Genomic DNA, 16,608 nt, shown 5'->3' on the forward strand with positions numbered 1-16,608 from the left:
GCCACACAGTCTCACGGACGGGCGGAGCCGATGGTTCAGGACGCGCGCGCGGTCTCCAGGCGGACCGTCGCCGGATGCTCAGCCTCCCCGTGGTCCGCCTCCTTGTGGTCCGCCTCCCCGTGGCCCGTCGGCATGACCTGCGTGAAGACGTCGTCGTAGCTGTGCACCTCGTCCGTGCCGCTGAGGAGGTACGCCTGTGCCTCGCCCACGTGGAAGTACATGCCGTGCAGCGTGAGGCTGCCCTCGGCCAGCCGGCGCGCCACCGACTCGTACGCCCTGAGGTGCTCCAGCTGCTGCACCACGTTCGTCAGGCAGAGCTGCTCGATCGCGTCGGCCGGCAGCCGCCCGGAGATCCTGGCCCAGGCGTGCCGTCGGCTCGCCATCCGCTCCAGGCTCGGCCGGCCGTGCCGCAGCCAGCGCCACAGCGGGGTCGGCGGTGTCGCCGGATCGCCCGGGCCGCTGCCCAGGAGGGCCTGCATCGCGCCGCAGCCGGAGTGACCGCACACGGTGATCGACTCGACCCGCAGCACGTCCACCGCGTACTCGATCGCCGCCGCCACCGAGTCGTCCCCGCTCTCCTCGCCGGGGAGGGGGACGAGATTGCCGACGTTGCGCACGGTGAAGAGGTCACCGGGGCCGCTGGAGGTGATCATGCTCGTGACCACGCGGGAGTCCGCGCAGGTCAGGAAGAGCTGCGAGGGTCGCTGGCCTTCTCGGGCGAGCCGGGCGAGTTCGTCCCGTACGAGTGGGGCGGTGTTCCGCTGGAACTTGCCGATGCCGCTGGCCAGGTGCAGCCCCGCCGTCCGCCGGGGCTCGGCGGGGGCTGGGGGCGCGTCCGGCCCGGCGGTCCCGCCGGTCCCAGCGGTCCCGGCGGACGCGTCGGGCTCGGTGTACTCGGCGGGCCGCCGCTCCCCGCACTGGTGGTTGTGCCAGGGGGTCCAGGGGCGGCAGCAGGTGGGCGCGGCGGAGTCGGAGGACGTGCCGGGGGCGGGGTCGGCGATCCGGGTGCCGGACGGACCGGTCGTCTCGACCGTGCCGCCGTGGGCGAGGTGCCCGGACGTCCACTCGCTCAGCGTCTCGTAGGCCGCGTGGTCCATGAAGGACCCGTCCAACTCGACCACGACATGGGACCCCTGGGGCAGCTGGTGCAGGGCCCGGCTCAGCCGGGGCACGGCGAGGAAGGTCAGCTGACCCCGTACGCGCAGCAGTTGGTTCCCGTCCCGCTCCTCGCGGCTGATCCGCGTACGGGCCAGGCGGTTCAGCGCGACGGCGATGGCCACGGCGATGCCGAGGGCGACGCCCTCCAGGATGCCGACGAGGACGACACCGGCCACCGTCACCGCGTAGACCACGACCTCGCGGTGCCGGGTGACCGTACGGATGTGGGTGATGCTGACCATCTGGATGCCGACCACCATGACGAGCGCGGCGAGCGCGGCCAGCGGGATCAGGTCGAGCACGGGGACGAGCAGCAGGGCCGCCAGCACGATCCACAGCCCGTGCAGCATCGTGGAGGCACGGCTCACCGCGCCCGCCGAGACGTTGGCGACGCTGCGGACCGCGACCCCCGCGACCGGTAGGCCGCCGAGCATGCCGGAGACCATGTTGGCCGCGCCCTGTCCGGCGAGTTCGCGGTCGAGGTTGGAGCGGGGGACGCTCCGGCTGCGGTCCGCGCGGGCGGTGACGAGTTTGTCGACCGCGACGGCGGAGAGCAGTGACTGCACGCTGGTGACCAGGGTGATCGTGAGCACTCCGGCGGCGATGCCGAGGACCGGCCCCTCGGGCAGACCGGGCAGCGCGTGGCTGCTCCAGGAGGGCAGGTCGACGCGCGGTACGGAGAGCCCGGCGACGACGGCCACCGCCGTCGCCCCGGCCACCGCGACGAGCGCGGCGGGGACCTTCCGCGCGAGCCGGCCGGCCCGACCCGGCAACTTGGGCCAGGACAGCAGCACGGTGACGGTGAGGACGCTGATGGCGAGCGCCGACGGGTGGATGTGCGTCAACTGGGCGGGCAGACCGAGGACGTTGTCCACGGCGGAGCTCTGCGGGGTGCCGCCGAGCACGATGTGCAGCTGGGCGAGGGCGATGGTCACGCCGATGCCGGCCAGCATGCCGTGCACGATCGCCGGTGAGACGGCGAGGGCCGAGCGGGCCACGCGCAGGGCGGACAGGGCGAGCTGGGCGAGTCCGGCCAGGACCGTGATGGCGCAGGTGGTGCGCCAGCCGTACCGCTGGATGAGCTCGGCGGTCACGACGGTGAGACCGGCGGCGGGCCCGCTCACCTGGAGCGGGGAGCCGCCGAACCGGCCGGCGACGATGCCGCCGACGGCGGCGGCGACCAGGCCGGCCTGGAGCGGGGCTCCGGTGGCGAGCGCGATGCCGAGCGAGAGCGGCAGGGCGATCAGGAAGACGGCGACCGAGGCGGACAGGTCCGCTCCGGCCACGCGGAAGCGGCGCGGGCCGTCCGGCGGGCTGTGCGGCCGCTGGGACCGGGGCCGGTTGGTCTTGCCGCGAGTGGACTCGCGGGCGGTGGCGGTCTGGTGGGCAGGGGTGCAGAGGGTCATGTTCCCGTCTCCTCCGGGGCAGCGCGGTCGCGGCTCGTGCGGGACGAACGTGGGGGTCGCGGCCGTGGGTCACGGCGTGCAGCGGCGGGATTCCGGCGGGACCCCCGGGATGGGGAGGATCAACGCTCGGTAAATGGATCGTAATGGAGAGTAAAGTCTGCGGCATTATTTTCGGGGCAAACAGGGCAATGATTCACCGGTTCCAGTGATAGGCGAGCGGAATGCCGCTTGTCGTTTCATCTCCCCGGTGGGTGTGGTGCGACGTTGACGCCGCTCGTACGGGACGCCGCTCGTACGGATCGTGTGCTCTGAGGAGAGGTGTGCGGATGTCAGCCGCCGGGAGAAGGACCGCAGTCGACAAGGCAGTCCACAAGGCAGTCCCCAAGAGGGCGCTCGCCGCCGGGGCTCTCGCCGTCGCCCTGATCACCGGCCTCGCCGGCTGCTCGGGCTCCGACGACGCGGCCACGAAGCCCGCGCCGGGCGGTGCGGGCGCCAAGAAGGGGCCGGCCGCGGCTCCGCCGAACGCGGTCCGGCTGATCGGCGACGGCTCCACGGCCTTCACCGGCGCCCAGCCCCACCAGCCGGTCTGGCAGCGGCTCAAGCCGGGGGAGACCCCGCCGCAGTTCGTCGTCTTCTCGTGGGACGGCGCGGGCGAGGACAGTCAGAAGCTGTTCTCCCACTTCCGCTCGGTCGGCCGGAAGTACGACGCGTCCATGACGTACTTCCTGAGCGGCGTGTACCTGCTGCCCGAGGAGAAGCGGAAGCTCTACGACCCACCGCAGCACAACGCGGGCCGCTCCGACATCGGCTTCAACGACGTCGAGGGCATCCGTGACACCGTCCGCGAACTGCGTGCGGCGTGGCAGGAGGGCAACGAGATCGGCACCCACTTCAACGGGCACTTCTGCGGGAAGGAGGGCGGCGTCGGCAACTGGTCGCCCGAGGAGTGGAAGAGCGAGATCAACCAGGCCAAGTCCTTCGTCAGGAACTGGAAGACGAACACCGGCCTGCGCGCGGAGCAGCCGCTGCCCTTCGACTACGAGAAGGAGCTCGTCGGCGCCCGCACCCCCTGCCTGGAGGGGCGCAAGAATTTCGTCAAGGCCGCGAGCGAGATGGGCTTCCGGTACGACACGAGCGGCGTCAACGACCAGATCTGGCCCAAGAAGGACCTGGGCCTCTGGGATCTGTCGATGCAGCTCGTGCCGGTCCCCGGCCGCGCCTTCCAGACGCTGTCCATGGACTACAACTTCCTCGTCAACCAGTCACCCGGCACGACCCAGGGCGACCCCTCGCAGCACGCGTACTGGGGCGACCAGATGCGGGACGGCCTGGTGCAGGCCTTCGAGCGCTCCTACCGGGGCAATCGCGCGCCGCTCATCATCGGCAACCACTTCGAGTCCTGGAACGGCGGCACGTACATGCGCGCCATCGAGGAGACCATCGCGACGGTCTGCGTGCAGAAGGACGTCAAGTGCGTGTCCTTCCGCCAGCTCGCCGACTGGCTCGACGCCCAGGACCCCGACGTCATCGCCAAGATGCGCACCCTGAAGGTGGGCGAGGCCCCGCAGGGCGGATGGCAGACCTTCCTGGCCGCCCAGCCGCCGGCCCCCGCGGGCGCCCCCGCCCCCGGCGTCAAGCAGGCTGAACGGCACTGAGCCCTTCGGACAACACAAACCCGGGGTCGACCTGCGCCGCCAGGTCGGCCCCCGGGCCCCTATGTCTCTGCGCCCCTCGCGCCGCTCGGCGCCAGGGGCGCCTCACGGGCTTCGGGGCGCTGCGCGGGACTCCGTCCGGCGGCGGGCGGCGGGCGGCGGGCGGTTCCGGGCGCCGCCGGTGAGCGGGCGGTTCCTGTGCCGTCAGCCGAGCTGCGGTACGGCAAGTGGTTCGCCGAGGACGAAGTCGGGGTCGACCTGCGCCGCCAGGTCGGCCCCCGTTTTGGCGTTGCCCCAGCTCTCCGCGTTGCGCAGGTGGAAGTGGACCATCTGGCGCGTGTAGCGCTCCCAGTCGCGGTGGACGTACGAGTCGTCGGCCGCGTCCTGGAGGGCCTGCAGCGACATGCGGTTCTCCGCCTCCAGGAGCTCGAAGCGGGGCGGGCGGCCCTTCTCCATCGCGCGGACCCAGTCCGAGTGGCCGACCGTCACCAGCAGGTCGTCGCCGATCTCCGCGCGCAGGAAGTCGAGGTCGTCCTGGCCCTGCACCTTGTTCCCGACGACCTTGAGCGCGACGCCGAAGTCCCGCGCGTACTCCTTGTACTGGCGGTAGACCGAGACGCCCTTGCGGGTCGGCTCGGCGACCAGGAAGGTCATGTCGAAGCGGGTGAAGAGGCCGGAGGCGAAGGAGTCGGAGCCCGCCGTCATGTCGACGACCACGTACTCGTCGGCCCCGTCGACCAGGTGGTTGAGGCAGAGCTCCACCGCGCCGACCTTCGAGTGGTAGCAGGACACCCCGAGGTCCGACTCCGTGAAGGGGCCGGTCGCCATCAGCCGGATGTCGCCGTCGTCGAGCCCGACCGTCCGCGCGCAGGCCTCGTAGACGGGGTTGTCCTCGCGGACCCGAAGGAGACGCGAACCCTCCCCGGGCGGCGTCGTCTTGATCATCGTGTCGGCGGAGACGATCCGCGGGTTGGAGCCCCGCAGGTACTCCTTGATGAGCGGCAGGTGCGCGCCCATCGCGGGCATCGCGGCGGCCTCGGGCTCGGGCAGTCCGAGCGCGGCGCCCAGATGCTGGTTGATGTCGGCGTCGACGGCGACGACCGGGGACTCGTTGGCGGCGAGGTGGCGGATGAAGAGCGAGGACAGCGTCGTCTTGCCGCTGCCGCCCTTCCCCACGAAAGCGATCTTCATGTTCACCTAGCGTAGCGGCATGGATGCGTGGGGTGGTCAAGGTGCGTGAAGAAGACCACTCCATCGTGGGGCGGGCCGCCGGGGCGCGTAGCCTCCCTACTTATGAGTACGCACGCCTCTGACCCCTTGGCCGCCCTCGGCTCCCTGCCGGGCGTCGCCGACGCGGTGGACTCCGTACGCAAGGCCGTCGACCGGGTCTACGGCCACCGTGTGATGCGGCGCCGCAGCAACGAGATCTCCTCCGAGGCGGCGCTGCGCGGGGCGCGCGGCTCGGCCGCCCTGTCCGGTGCCGACTGGGCCCTGGAAGAGGTCCGGCGGCGCACCGACTTCAGCGCCGACCCCGAGGCCCGCACGGTCGGCGCCGCCCTGCGCCTGGGCGCGGAGGCCGGGCAACTGCTCTCCATCTGGCGCCAGTCGCCGATGCGGGTACTCGCCCGGCTCCATCTGGTCGCCGCGGGCGACGCGGGCATCCCGGGCGGCGGCTCCGACGGCGGCCTCGGAGGTCCCGGCGACTCGGTCGGGCGGCCCCGGCTGGACGGCGAGTCGGTCGACGAGCCGCTGATCGAGGCCCCGCTGCCGACGCCTTCCGAGGTGGCCGGCCGGCTCGACGGGCTCGCGGAGCTGATCGTCGCGGGCGGCGAGGCCCCGGCGCTCGTCACGGCCGCGGTGGTGCACGGCGAACTTCTGGCGCTGCGCCCCTTCACCTCGTACAACGGTCTGGTCGCGCGGGCGGCGGAGCGGATCGCGCTGGTCGGCAGCGGCCTCGACCCCAAGGCGATCTGCCCGGCCGAGGTCGGCCACGCCGAGCAGGGCCGGGCGGCGTACCTCGCGGCGTTCGAGGGATATCTGTCGGGCACCCCGGAGGGTGTGGGTGCCTGGATCGCGCACTGCGGACGCTCGGTCGAGCTGGGGGTCCGGGAGTCGACGGCCGTCTGCGAGGCGCTCCAGCGCGGCGCGGCCTGACGGGGGTCCGGTTCCGGCACCGGCTCCAGTTGCGATCCAGAGCCGGGCCGGAAACGGGTTGCGGCGGCACCAGATCTGGTACCGCCGCTGGCACGTCTACCCAGTTACCATGCGTCCTCGATAAGTGCCCATCAGGCCGGGAACTTTGCCCTTGGCCTGGTGCGGCTGGCCCGTAATCGACGGGTCGACGTCGCGTGGGTGCTCGGTTTCTGTGCTAGGTCCGTGGGGCCTTCATGCTCAACAGGTGATCCTCTCGGATGTCCTAGGTCTCGCGGGCCTGATTCCTTTCTACTCCTGTCGGAGGGGAAGTGAAAGTGCTGGCTCCGCTTCTTTGCTCATGGCTCAAATTCGGGCAAAGTCACCGACAGGATGATGCGGCGAGTGCGGCCTGGCGGCGCCGGGAGGCGTACCAGACGAGTCCGGCCGTCGCCGCCGCCGCGCCCACGGCCGCCGCGGCGACGAGTGCCGGACGGGGCGGCATCCGGAATTCCGGCAGTCGCTGCTTGAGGCGTACCGGCTTCTCGAAGGAGAGGACCGGCCATTCGCGGCCGACGGCCTCGCGGCGCAAAGTCCGGTCGGGGTTGACGGCGAACGGGTGGCCGACTGCCTCCAGCATGGGGATGTCGGTCGCCGAATCGCTGTAGGCGTAGCAGCGGGAAAGGTCGTAGCCCTCCGACTCCGCGAGTTCCCGGACGGCCTCGGCCTTCGTCGGTCCGTAGGCGTAGTACTCCACCTCGCCGGTGAAGCAGCCGTCGCCACCGACCACCATCCGGGTGGCGACGACACGATCGGCTCCGAGCATCTCGCCGATCGGCTCGACGACCTCGGCGCCGGACGTGGAGACGATCACGACGTCGCGGCCTGCGGCGTGGTGTTCTTCGATGAGGGAGGCGGCCTCGTCGTAGATGATCGGGTCGATCAGGTCGTGCAGGGTCTCGGCGACGAGCTCCTTGACCTGGGCGACGTTCCAGCCTTTGCAGAGCGCGGAAAGATATTCACGCATCCGCTCCATCTGGTCGTGATCGGCTCCGCCCACCAGGAACACGAACTGGATGTAGGCCGTCCGCAGGGCGGCGCGGCGGCTGATCAGTCCGCCCCGGTAGAAGGACTTGCTGAAGGTCAGCGTCGAGGACTTCGCAATGACCGTCTTGTCCAGGTCAAAGAAGGCGGCTGTGCGCGGCAAGGAGTGGTTTTCCACAAGCCTGAGCATAGGTGCCCGCCATTCGGCGTACGCTGGGGCGCGTGGGTTTGCCTGAGAAGGCTCTCGGGTACACCATGGAAGTCACGGATCGTTCGCGACCGTGCTAACCCGGTCCGGCTCCTCCCCCCCCGAGTCGGCCGGAAAGACGACCCCCGCTCTCCCCCCCGGCGGGGGTCGTCGCATGTCCGGAGCCGTTTTGGTCCTCCGCGTCATCGTCAGATCCTCTCTCCGTGCGCCTCGGCCGTGATCCGGCCGGCCTGCTGTCGAGCACTCGATTCATCACTCAGAGTAACCGGCAGGCTGCGTTCCGGGGAGTCCCCGGAGGGGCGGCGTGGATATTCACAGGGCAGGGGTTATCCACAGTTTTTCGATGAGATCTCCAGGATTTCCTGTACGGCCCCACGGTGATTCCTGTCGCGAAGTTCGCGGCGGCAGGAATCACGAGAGGGGTGTGCCATGGAGGGAACAAGGACTTCCGGGGCCAGGGGCACAGCGAGGGCGGCGGGGCGGCTCGCGGCGAGGACTTCCGCGAGCGCCACCGCGTCGGGTGGGGCGGACGAGCCGCGTCGCGCCGGTCCGCTGATCGTCACCGAGGACCTCGATCTCCTCGACGACCTCCTCCGGCTGTGCGCCGCGGCCGGAGTCGACCCCGAGGTGCATCACCGTGTGCCGGAGCGGCGGGCGAGCTGGACCGACCCGCCGCTCGTCCTGGTCGGCGACGACGTGGCGGCCCGCTGCCGGGCGGCGGCGCGTCGCCCTGGGATCTTCCTCGTAGGCCGCGAGCGGGACGATCCGGCGGTCTGGCGGCTGGCCGTCGAGGTCGGCGCGGAGTGCGTGCTGCGGCTGCCCGAGGCCGAGAGCGTCCTCGTCGACCGCATCGCCGACGCGGCCGAGGGCGTCGGACGCCAGGCGCTGACCGTCGGAGTCGTCGGCGGCCGCGGCGGCGCGGGCGCCTCCACCCTCGCCTGCGGCCTCGCGCTGGCCGCCGCGCGGACCGGCCGGCGCACCCTGCTCGTCGACGGCGACCCGCTGGGCGGAGGGCTCGACGTGTTGCTCGGCGGCGAGCGCGAGGACGGCAGACGCTGGCCCGACTTCGCCGCCTCGAAGGGACGGCTGGCAGGCGGCGCCCTGGAGGAGTCCCTGCCCGCCGTGCGCGGTGTGCGGGTCCTCAGCTGGGGCAGGGAGCCGGCGGCGCCGGTGCCGCCCGAGGCCGTGCGGTCCGTGCTCGCCGCCGCGCGCCGCCGCGGCGGGGTCGTCGTGGTCGACCTGCCGCGCGGGACCGACGAGGCATCCGCCGAGGCCCTGGCCCAGCTCGACCTCGGACTGCTGGTCGTCCCGGGGGAGCTGCGAGCCGTCGCGGCCGCCCACCGCGTCGCCTCGATCCTCGGCACGGTCGTCCGCGACCTGCGGGCCGTGGTCCGCGGGCCGTACGCGGCGGGGCTCGACGAGCGCTGGGTCGCCGACGCGCTGCGGCTGCCGCTCGCCGGCGAACTCCCCTACGACCCGGGGATCGTCGCCGACCAGGACGCCGGCGTACCACCGGGTGCGGAGCCCCGTGGAGCGCTCGGACGATTCTGCGCCACCTTCTGGGAGCGCGCCCTCACCCCCGGCGGTGCGGCATGACCGGGCTCGACGTCGCGGGCGCCGGCGGGTTCGGGGCAGGCATGGGCGGTGGCGGACTCGGGGCCGGTGGCGTGGGACTGCTCGACGCCGTGCGGCAGCGGCTCGCGGCGAGCGGCGCCGATCCCACCCCGGCGCGGGTGGCGGCGGCGCTGCGGGCCCAGGGGCGACTCCTCGGCGACGCGGAGGTGCTCGGCGCGGCCGATCGGCTCAGGTCCGAGCTGATCGGGACCGGGCCGCTGGAACCGCTGCTCGCCGATCCGGCGGTCACCGACGTCCTCGTCTCGGCGCCCGACCGGGTGTGGGTGGACCGGGGCTCCGGTCTCGAGCGGGCACCGGTGTCCTTCCCGGACGCCACCGCCGTCCGCAGGCTCGCGCAGCGGCTCGCGGCGGTGGCGGGACGCAGGCTCGACGACGCCCGGCCCTGGGTGGACGCCCGGTTGCCCGACGGCACCCGCATGCACGCGGTGCTGCCCCCGGTGGCGGTCGGCTCGACCTGCCTGTCGCTCCGGGTCGTGCGCCCGCGCGCCTTCTCCCTGGAGGAACTCGCCGAGGCGGGCACCGTGCCGCCGGGCGGAGCCCGCGTCCTGCGGGCGCTGATCGAGGCCCGGGTGTCGTACCTGGTCAGCGGTGGCACGGGGACGGGGAAGACCACCTTGCTCGCCTCCTTGCTGGGGCTCGTCGGGGAGCGGGAGCGGATCGTGCTCGCCGAGGACTCGGCGGAGCTGCGACCGGACCACCCGCACGTGGTGCGGCTGGAGGCGCGGCCGGCGAACCAGGAGGGCGCCGGTCTCGTGACCCTGCGGGACCTGGTCCGCCAGGCCCTGCGGATGCGGCCCGACCGGCTGGTGGTCGGCGAGGTCAGAGGCGGCGAGGCGGTCGACCTGCTTGCCGCTCTGAACACCGGACACGACGGAGGCTGCGGGACGCTGCACGCCAATACCGCGGCGGACGTACCGGCCCGGCTCGAGGCGCTCGGGACGGCGGCCGGGCTCGACAGGGCGGCCCTGCACAGCCAGTTGGGCGCCGGCCTGTCCGTGGTCCTCCACCTCGTACGGGACCGGGACGGGCGGCGGCGGATCGCCGAGGTCCACGTCCTGGAGCGGGATCGGGACGGGCTCGTGCGGACGGTTCCCGCGCTGCGGTGGGGTGCGGCCGGGTTCGAGCCCGAGCGGGGCTGGGAGCGGCTGCGGTCGCTGATCGGGGGTGGGACGTGGTGAGTGCGGCGCTCGTGGCGGAATTGGTGTCGGTAAGGGCCGTGACGGAAGGGGCGGCGGTGTTCTGCGCGGGGCTCGCACTGTGGCGGCTGGTCGAGTGGCGGCGCGGGACGGTCCGGGCCCGGGTGGTGCTCGCGGGCGTCGTGCCGGACGACGGCGGCGAGAGCACCGCGCGTCGCGGGTGGCGGGCGGTGGCCATGCGGTGGTGGGCCCTGGCGCGCGGGCGGCGCGCGTGGCTGTGCCTGCCGGTGGCGGGGGTGGTCGCGCTGCTGGGCGGGTCGCCACTGCCGCTGCCGGTCGGGGCGGTCGCCGTGCCGCTGGTGGCGCGGCGGCTGCGGGCGGCCGAGCGGCGGAAGGAACGGGAGGCGCGCGCCGAGCGCGTGGTGGCCCTGTGCGGGGCCGTCTCCGGGGAGCTGAGGGCCGGTTGGCAACCGACGCAGGCCCTGTCCTTCGCGGCCCGGCAGACGGGCGCGCTGGGCGACGAGGAGGCGGTGGTGCTCGCGGCGGCCCGGTTCGGCGGGGACGTGCCGGCGGCGCTGCGGCGGGCGGCCCGGCAGGACGGCGCCGACGGGCTCGCGGGCCTGGCGGCCTGCTGGCAGGTGGCCGTGGACGGTGGTGCGGGACTGGCGGCGGGCCTCGACCGGCTGGAGGCGGCCCTGCGTGACCACCACGAGCAGCGCGAGCGGCTGCGGGCCGAACTGGCCGGGGCCTGGGCGACGGTGACGGTCCTCGCGGTGCTGCCGGCGGCCGGACTCGCCCTCGGCGCGGCCCTTGGCGCCGATCCGCTGCGGGTGCTCCTGCACACGCCGGCGGGCCTGGGGTGCCTGGTCGGGGGCGGTGCGCTGGAGGCGGCCGGCCTGTGGTGGGCGGCGCGGATCGTCCGGGGAGGGGAGAGGGCATGACGGAGGCTGTTCAGCTCGCGTGGCTTCTGATCCTGGTGATGGTGCTGGGTGTGCAGGCCGTACGGGAGTTGATGCACGAGCGGCGGGCGCGAAGGTCACGGCGACGGGTGGCGAGCCTGCTGGCGACGTCCGCGCCACGGCCCGGGAAGCCGATGGGCCGAAGGTCCCCGTCCCGGAAGGCCGGGGACGGGTGGCCGACCCGGGTGAGGCGCTGGGCGGTGCCGCTCGCGGCGGCGCTCGTCGGCTGGGCACTGCTCGGCGGGCTCGGCGGGCTGTGCGCGGGGGTCCTGGCGGCCTGCGGAGCGCGATGGCGACGGAGCCGGAGGCGGCCGGCCGTGGCGTCCGGCGATGAGGCGGCAGTGCGTCACCTTCCGCTCGCGGCCGACCTGTTGGCTGCCTGCGCCTCCGCAGGGGCGGGGCCCGGAGAGGCGGCGGAGGCGGTGGGCCGCTCGCTCGGCGGACCGCTGGGCGAGCGCCTGACCCGCACGGCGGCCGAACTGAGGCTCGGCGGTGAACCGGCGGAGGTGTGGCGGAGGTTCGGCGCGATACCGGGCGCCGAAGGGCTGGCCCGCTGCATGGAACGGGCCGGTTCCTCGGGCGCGCCTGCCGCGGAGGCCGTCGCCCGGCACGCGACCGGCCTGCGGTCGGCCAGGGCCAGGACGGCCGCGGCCCGGGCACGCCGGGCGCAGGTACTGATCAGCGCACCCGTCGGGCTCTGCTTCCTGCCCGCGTTCCTGGCGGTGGGGGTGGCGCCTGTGGTGATCGGGCTGGCGACGGGACTGATGGATCGATGAACACGACGACACGGCATGACAAGGAGATCGACATGGCGGGGAAAGCAGCGATGACGGGTTCGGTGGCGGGTTCGGTGAGGGGCTTGGCGAAGGGTTCGGCCAAGTGCTTGTCGAAGGGGCCGGTGACCGGTCCGGTGAAGGGTTTCTTGCGTGGGTGGTGGCTGGCTCGGCGACGGGCGACGCGGGCCGACGCGGGGATGACGACGTCCGAGTACGCGGTGGGCACGATCGCCGCCGCGGCTTTCGCCGCGGTGCTCTACAAGATCGTGACGAGCGGGACCGTCTCGGGAGCGCTCGAGTCGATGATCGGCAGGGCTCTGAATGCGCCGTTCTGACCGGGGGTTCGTGACCGTGGAGGCGGCCATGGTCCTGCCCGTCCTCGCACTGTTCACGGTGACCCTGCTGTGGGCGCTCGCCGCCGCCGCCGCGCAGATCCGGTGTGTGGACGCGGCGCGGGCGGGTGCCAGGGCGGCGGCCCGCTCCGAGCCGGTCGCCGCCGCCGAGGGGGCCGCCCGGGCCGCCGCGCCCGAGGGTGCCCGGGTGTCCGTGACGCGGTCGGGGGAGCTGTGGCGGGTGACGGTGGAGGTGGCGGCCCCGGGCCCTCGGGGCATGGGACTGACCTTGCGGGCGGGCGCGGCGGCCCTCGCGGAGGACAGGGTGGGCGATGGCTTGGGGTTCGAGGGCCCGCCGTGACGTCGGGCGGCCGGCTCGGTCGCGGCGGCCAAGGCGGCGGCCGGGGTGATCGAGGCGGCGGCCGGGGTGGCCGGGGTGATCGAGGGACGGCGACCGTGTGGACGGCTTTCGCGGCCTGTGCGTTGTGCGTGGTGTTCGGGGCGGTGCTCGCGCTCGGGCAGGCGGTGGTGGCCCGGCACAGGGCCGGCGGCGCCGCCGATCTGGCCGCCCTCGCCGCGGCCGACCGGGCCCTGTGGGGCCAGGCCGAAGCGTGCGCCGCCGCTTCCCGGGTGGCCGCGGCGCAGGGCACCGAGCTGCTGCGGTGCGCCGTGCGCGGCGAACTCGCCGAGGTGACCGCCCGGGTGGTGCGCGGGCCGTACCGGCCGGAGGTCAGCTCCCGGGCGGGGCCTCCCGAAGCAGTTCCGTGAGGAGGCGGACGGCGCCGCGCTTGTGCAGCGGGTCGTTGCCGTTGCCGCACTTCGGGGACTGGACGCAGGACGGGCAGCCCGCCTCGCACTCGCAGGAGGCGATGGCCTCGCGGGTCGCGGTCAGCCAGGCCCTCGCCGTGTGGAAGGCGCGCTCGGCGAAGCCCGCGCCGCCGGGGTGGCCGTCGTAGACGAAGACCGTCGGCAGCAGGGTGTCGGGATGGAGGGGTACGGAGACGCCGCCGATGTCCCAGCGGTCGCAGGTGGCGAAGAGCGGCAGCATGCCGATGGAGGCGTGTTCGGCGGCGTGGAGGGCGCCCCCGAGGATCTCCGGGTTGATCTGGGCGGCGTCGAGCTGGTCCTCGGTGACCGTCCACCACACGGCCCGGGTGCGCAGGGTGCGGGGTGGCAGGTCGAGCTTGGTCTCGCCGAGCACCTCGCCGGTGATCAGACGGCGGCGGAGGAAGGAGACGACCTGGTTGGTGACCTCGACGGAGCCGTAGCAGAGGCGGCCGGCTCCCCAGGGGATCTCGGTGTCGGTTTCGAGGACGGAGACGGAGGTGGTGTCGCGGGCGGTGGTGGAGTACGGAGGGACGGCCTCCTCCACGAGGGCCACGGAGTCCTTCAGGTCGAGCTCCCGCACCAGGTAGGTGCGGCCCTGGTGGAGGTGGACGGCGCCCTCGTGGACGGCTGTGTGGGAGGCGGCCTCGTCGACCGTGCCGAGCAGGCGGCCGGTGCCGACCTCCACGATCCGGACGGGGCTGCCGCCGCCGCCCCGGATGTCGGTGAGGTCGGCCGCCCGCTCGCGGCGGGTCCAGTACCAGCCGGTGGAGCGGCGGCGCAGCAGCCCGGCGCCCTCCAGCTGGGGCATCAGGCCGGGCGCGGCCGGGCCGAAGAGCGTCAGGTCCGCGTCGGTCAGCGGGAGCTCCGCGGCCGCGGCGCACAGATGGGGGGCGAGGACGTAGGGGTTGTCGGGGTCGAGGACGGTCGACTCGACCGGCTGTTCGAAGATCGCCTCCGGGTGGTGGACCAGGAAGGTGTCCAGCGGGTCGTCCCGGGCGACGAGGATCGCGAGGGCGCCCTCTCCCGAGCGGCCGGCGCGGCCCGCCTGCTGCCACAGGGAGGCCCGGGTCCCCGGATAGCCGGCGATCACGACGGCGTCCAGGCCGGAGACGTCCACGCCCAGCTCCAGGGCGGTCGTGGCGGCCAGGCCGAGGAGTTCGCCGGAGTGCAGGGCCCGCTCCAGGGCGCGGCGCTCCTCGGGCAGGTAGCCGCCCCGGTAGGCGGCGACCCGGCGGGCCAGGGCGCGGTCCGTCTCGGCGAGCCGTTCCTGGGCGATCACCGCGATCAGTTCGGCGCCGCGCCGGGAGCGGACGAAGGCGACCGAGCGCACGCCCTGCCGGGTCAGGTCGGTCAGCAGGTCGGCGGTCTCGGCGGTGGCGGTGCGGCGTACGGGCGCGCCGCGCTCGCCGTGGAGCTCGGTGAGCGGCGGCTCCCACAGGGCGAAGACCAGTTCGCCGCGTGGGGAGGCGTCGTCGGAGATCTCGGTGACCGGCAGTCCGGTGAGGCGGCCGGCGGCCAGGGCGGGTTCGGCGGAGGTGGCCGAGGCGAGGAGGAAGACGGGATCGGAGCCGTACCGGGCGCAGATCCGGCGCAGGCGGCGCAGCACCTGGGCGACGTGGGAGCCGAAGACGCCCCGGTAGGTGTGGCACTCGTCGATCACGACGTAGCGCAGGGCGCGCAGGAAGGAGGACCACCTGGGGTGGGAGGGGAGTATGCCCCGGTGCAGCATGTCGGGGTTGGTCAGCACGTAGTTCGCGTACTGGCGGACCCACTCGCGCTCCTCGACCGGGGTGTCGCCGTCGTAGACGGCGGGGCGGATCCGGGTGCCGAGCGGGGCGGCCAGTTCGCGTACGGCGCGGCGCTGGTCGGCGGCGAGGGCCTTGGTGGGCGAGAGGTAGAGGGCGGTGGCCCCGCGTCCGTTGGGGGCCTCCGCGCCGTCCAGGAGGGTCGTCAGGACCGGGGCGAGGTAGGCGAGTGACTTGCCCGAGGCGGTTCCTGTGGCGATCACCACGGAATCGCCGTTCAGGGCGTGCTCGGCGGCCTCCGCCTGATGCGCCCAGGGGTGCTCGATCCCGGCCTCCTGGATCGCGCTGATCACCTCGGGACGAATGAGGTGCGGCCAGACGGCATGACGGCCCTCCCGGGCGGGCATGTGCTCCGTATGGGTGATGCGCGCGGCCCGGCTCTCGCCCGCGGAGAGGCGGTCGAGGACCACGCCGGGGGAGGGGCGGTTGCCCGTGTCCCCGGCTGGGTGACGGGGGCGCTGATTCTTGGCCATCGGCACCGAGTGTGTCACTGCCAGGACGGACAATGCTTCCAAGGCGTCGTGCATGACTGCCCGTAAGTGATTGAATGCCATTGCGGCTGGCGATCAGTTCCCTGGCTCCGCCTGGGAGGCCCGAGGGGGCGATCGCCCGATAGCAAGGTGCTGGAGGATCCGTGGACCTGTCCCTGTCGACTCGCAATGTGTCCGGCGCTGGTGGCGACCGTACGGTCGTCGAGGTCGGTGGCGAGATTGATGTGTATACCGCGCCCAAGCTGCGCGAGCAGTTGGTCGAGTTGGTGAACGACGGCAGCTACCACCTGGTTGTCGACATGGAGGGCGTGGACTTCCTCGACTCCACCGGCCTGGGTGTGCTCGTCGGTGGTCTGAAGCGCGTTCGCGCGCACGAGGGCTCGCTACGCCTGGTCTGCAACCAGGAGCGCATTCTGAAGATCTTCCGGATCACGGGGCTCACCAAGGTGTTCCCGATCCACACGTCGGTCGACGAGGCCGTCAACGCGGTCGACTGACCCAGGGGGATCGCATGGCCACCGTTGAACTCCGATTCAGCGCTCAGCCCGAGCACGTCCGTACGGCCCGCCTGGTGGCGGCCGCGGTCGCCCGCAGGGCCGGAGTGGACGAGGCGGTCCTCGACGAGGTGCGTCTCGCCGTCGGTGAGGCCTGTTCCCGTGCGGTCGGGCTGCACCGCAGCAACGGCGTCACGACCCCCATCAGGGTCGTGCTGACCGAGGAGGAGAAGGCGTTCTCCATCGAGGTCGGCGACGAGGTGCCGGGCGCGGGCGTGGCGGCGGCGGATGCCGCCGGCGTGCCCGGTGCGCGGTCCTCGGCCCCGGCCGACGACTTCGACGACGCCGACGGCGAGGACGAGATGGGTCTCGCGGTGATCCGCGGGCTCGTCGACGACGTCGAGGTGAGCGCCGGCGAGGACGGCGGCACCATCCGCATGAGCTGGCCGACCAGCCCGGCGGACGTCCTGTCCTGACACCGCCCGACCCGTTACGCGCGCCACGAGAAGAGGCCCCCCCCCGGGCGGGGGCGCGTGGCGTGGGGCGCGGAACGG

Annotated in this window: 15 protein-coding genes; 11 read left to right on the plus strand and 4 right to left on the minus strand. The window is 73.5% G+C overall.

The window, feature by feature from the left end; genetic code table 11:
• Nucleotides 1–35: 35 nt before the first annotated feature.
• Nucleotides 36–2,564, minus strand: a complete 2,529-nt coding sequence (locus ACWFR1_RS18035; RefSeq protein WP_453552187.1) for a SulP family inorganic anion transporter — start codon at nucleotides 2,562–2,564, stop codon at nucleotides 36–38.
• Between the two features lie 326 nt (nucleotides 2,565–2,890).
• Between ACWFR1_RS18035 and ACWFR1_RS18040 the strand changes: the two genes are divergently transcribed.
• Nucleotides 2,891–4,219: a hypothetical protein gene (locus ACWFR1_RS18040; protein ID WP_453552189.1), complete on the plus strand. Its 1,329-nt coding sequence runs from the start codon at nucleotides 2,891–2,893 to the stop codon at nucleotides 4,217–4,219.
• A 201-nt stretch (nucleotides 4,220–4,420) separates the two neighbouring features.
• Here the strand turns inward: ACWFR1_RS18040 and ACWFR1_RS18045 are convergent, their stop codons facing one another.
• Nucleotides 4,421–5,407 (minus strand): ATP-binding protein, encoded by a 987-nt coding sequence (locus ACWFR1_RS18045; RefSeq protein WP_453552191.1) that lies wholly within the window; start codon nucleotides 5,405–5,407, stop codon nucleotides 4,421–4,423.
• A gap of 102 nt (nucleotides 5,408–5,509) precedes the next feature.
• Here ACWFR1_RS18045 and ACWFR1_RS18050 point away from each other — a divergent pair, with 102 nt between their 5' ends.
• A complete protein-coding gene (locus tag ACWFR1_RS18050) occupies nucleotides 5,510–6,370 on the plus strand; it encodes an oxidoreductase (protein WP_453552193.1) in 861 nt (286 codons plus the stop codon).
• A gap of 358 nt (nucleotides 6,371–6,728) precedes the next feature.
• Here the strand turns inward: ACWFR1_RS18050 and ACWFR1_RS18055 are convergent, their stop codons facing one another.
• The gene (locus ACWFR1_RS18055) at nucleotides 6,729–7,580 is read right to left on the minus strand and encodes an HAD family hydrolase (RefSeq protein ID WP_453552195.1); all 852 of its coding nucleotides are present in this window, start codon (nucleotides 7,578–7,580) and stop codon (nucleotides 6,729–6,731) included.
• A 447-nt stretch (nucleotides 7,581–8,027) separates the two neighbouring features.
• Between ACWFR1_RS18055 and ssd the strand changes: the two genes are divergently transcribed.
• From ssd to ACWFR1_RS18090, 7 genes are all read left to right on the plus strand, one after another.
• Complete coding sequence (gene ssd, locus ACWFR1_RS18060) at nucleotides 8,028–9,194, plus strand: septum site-determining protein Ssd (protein WP_453552197.1); 1,167 nt, start codon at nucleotides 8,028–8,030, stop codon at nucleotides 9,192–9,194.
• 41 nt (nucleotides 9,195–9,235) lie between these two features.
• Entirely contained in the window at nucleotides 9,236–10,411 is a 1,176-nt protein-coding gene (locus ACWFR1_RS18065; protein ID WP_453552218.1) for a TadA family conjugal transfer-associated ATPase, read from the plus strand.
• Between the two features lie 38 nt (nucleotides 10,412–10,449).
• On the plus strand, nucleotides 10,450–11,310 hold the full coding sequence (locus tag ACWFR1_RS18070; RefSeq protein WP_453552199.1) for a type II secretion system F family protein: 861 nt from the start codon (nucleotides 10,450–10,452) through the stop codon (nucleotides 11,308–11,310).
• Nucleotides 11,307–12,104 (plus strand): type II secretion system F family protein, encoded by a 798-nt coding sequence (locus ACWFR1_RS18075; RefSeq protein WP_453552201.1) that lies wholly within the window; start codon nucleotides 11,307–11,309, stop codon nucleotides 12,102–12,104. The genes ACWFR1_RS18070 and ACWFR1_RS18075 overlap by 4 nt, the downstream gene beginning before the upstream one ends.
• A gap of 50 nt (nucleotides 12,105–12,154) precedes the next feature.
• Complete coding sequence (locus ACWFR1_RS18080) at nucleotides 12,155–12,439, plus strand: DUF4244 domain-containing protein (RefSeq protein WP_453552220.1); 285 nt, start codon at nucleotides 12,155–12,157, stop codon at nucleotides 12,437–12,439.
• Nucleotides 12,426–12,797, plus strand: a complete 372-nt coding sequence (locus ACWFR1_RS18085; protein WP_453552203.1) for a TadE family type IV pilus minor pilin — start codon at nucleotides 12,426–12,428, stop codon at nucleotides 12,795–12,797. Before ACWFR1_RS18080 ends, ACWFR1_RS18085 begins: the two co-directional genes overlap by 14 nt.
• A gap of 95 nt (nucleotides 12,798–12,892) precedes the next feature.
• A complete protein-coding gene (locus ACWFR1_RS18090) occupies nucleotides 12,893–13,204 on the plus strand; it encodes an Rv3654c family TadE-like protein (protein ID WP_453552205.1) in 312 nt (103 codons plus the stop codon).
• Here the strand turns inward: ACWFR1_RS18090 and ACWFR1_RS18095 are convergent.
• Nucleotides 13,167–15,623, minus strand: coding sequence for a DEAD/DEAH box helicase (locus tag ACWFR1_RS18095; RefSeq protein WP_453552207.1), 2,457 nt, complete (start codon nucleotides 15,621–15,623; stop codon nucleotides 13,167–13,169). The genes ACWFR1_RS18090 and ACWFR1_RS18095 overlap by 38 nt on opposite strands.
• An 80-nt stretch (nucleotides 15,624–15,703) precedes the next feature.
• Between ACWFR1_RS18095 and ACWFR1_RS18100 the strand changes: the two genes are divergently transcribed.
• Complete coding sequence (locus ACWFR1_RS18100; RefSeq protein ID WP_015034520.1) at nucleotides 15,704–16,057, plus strand: STAS domain-containing protein; 354 nt, start codon at nucleotides 15,704–15,706, stop codon at nucleotides 16,055–16,057.
• Nucleotides 16,058–16,071: 14 nt separating this feature from the next.
• The gene (locus tag ACWFR1_RS18105; protein ID WP_358471494.1) at nucleotides 16,072–16,530 is read left to right on the plus strand and encodes an ATP-binding protein; all 459 of its coding nucleotides are present in this window, start codon (nucleotides 16,072–16,074) and stop codon (nucleotides 16,528–16,530) included.
• Nucleotides 16,531–16,608 lie beyond the last annotated feature (78 nt).

It is taken from the genome of Streptomyces sp. NPDC055103, assembly GCF_053607625.1.

What these genes read in the sequence shown, in the direction of transcription:
- ACWFR1_RS18080 (WP_453552220.1), top strand. Translation starts at nt 12,155, where the DNA reads ATGACGGGTTCGGTGGCGGGTTCGGTGAGGGGCTTGGCGAAGGGTTCG.
- ACWFR1_RS18050 (WP_453552193.1), top strand. Translation starts at nt 5,510, where the DNA reads ATGAGTACGCACGCCTCTGACCCCTTGGCCGCCCTCGGCTCCCTGCCG.
- ACWFR1_RS18045 (WP_453552191.1), bottom strand. Translation starts at nt 5,407, where the DNA reads ATGAAGATCGCTTTCGTGGGGAAGGGCGGCAGCGGCAAGACGACGCTG.
- ACWFR1_RS18055 (WP_453552195.1), bottom strand. Translation starts at nt 7,580, where the DNA reads ATGCTCAGGCTTGTGGAAAACCACTCCTTGCCGCGCACAGCCGCCTTC.
- ACWFR1_RS18085 (WP_453552203.1), top strand. Translation starts at nt 12,426, where the DNA reads ATGCGCCGTTCTGACCGGGGGTTCGTGACCGTGGAGGCGGCCATGGTC.
- ACWFR1_RS18035 (WP_453552187.1), bottom strand. Translation starts at nt 2,564, where the DNA reads ATGACCCTCTGCACCCCTGCCCACCAGACCGCCACCGCCCGCGAGTCC.
- ACWFR1_RS18065 (WP_453552218.1), top strand. Translation starts at nt 9,236, where the DNA reads ATGGGCGGTGGCGGACTCGGGGCCGGTGGCGTGGGACTGCTCGACGCC.
- ACWFR1_RS18095 (WP_453552207.1), bottom strand. Translation starts at nt 15,623, where the DNA reads ATGGCATTCAATCACTTACGGGCAGTCATGCACGACGCCTTGGAAGCA.
- ACWFR1_RS18075 (WP_453552201.1), top strand. Translation starts at nt 11,307, where the DNA reads ATGACGGAGGCTGTTCAGCTCGCGTGGCTTCTGATCCTGGTGATGGTG.
- ACWFR1_RS18105 (WP_358471494.1), top strand. Translation starts at nt 16,072, where the DNA reads ATGGCCACCGTTGAACTCCGATTCAGCGCTCAGCCCGAGCACGTCCGT.
- ssd (WP_453552197.1), top strand. Translation starts at nt 8,028, where the DNA reads ATGGAGGGAACAAGGACTTCCGGGGCCAGGGGCACAGCGAGGGCGGCG.
- ACWFR1_RS18040 (WP_453552189.1), top strand. Translation starts at nt 2,891, where the DNA reads ATGTCAGCCGCCGGGAGAAGGACCGCAGTCGACAAGGCAGTCCACAAG.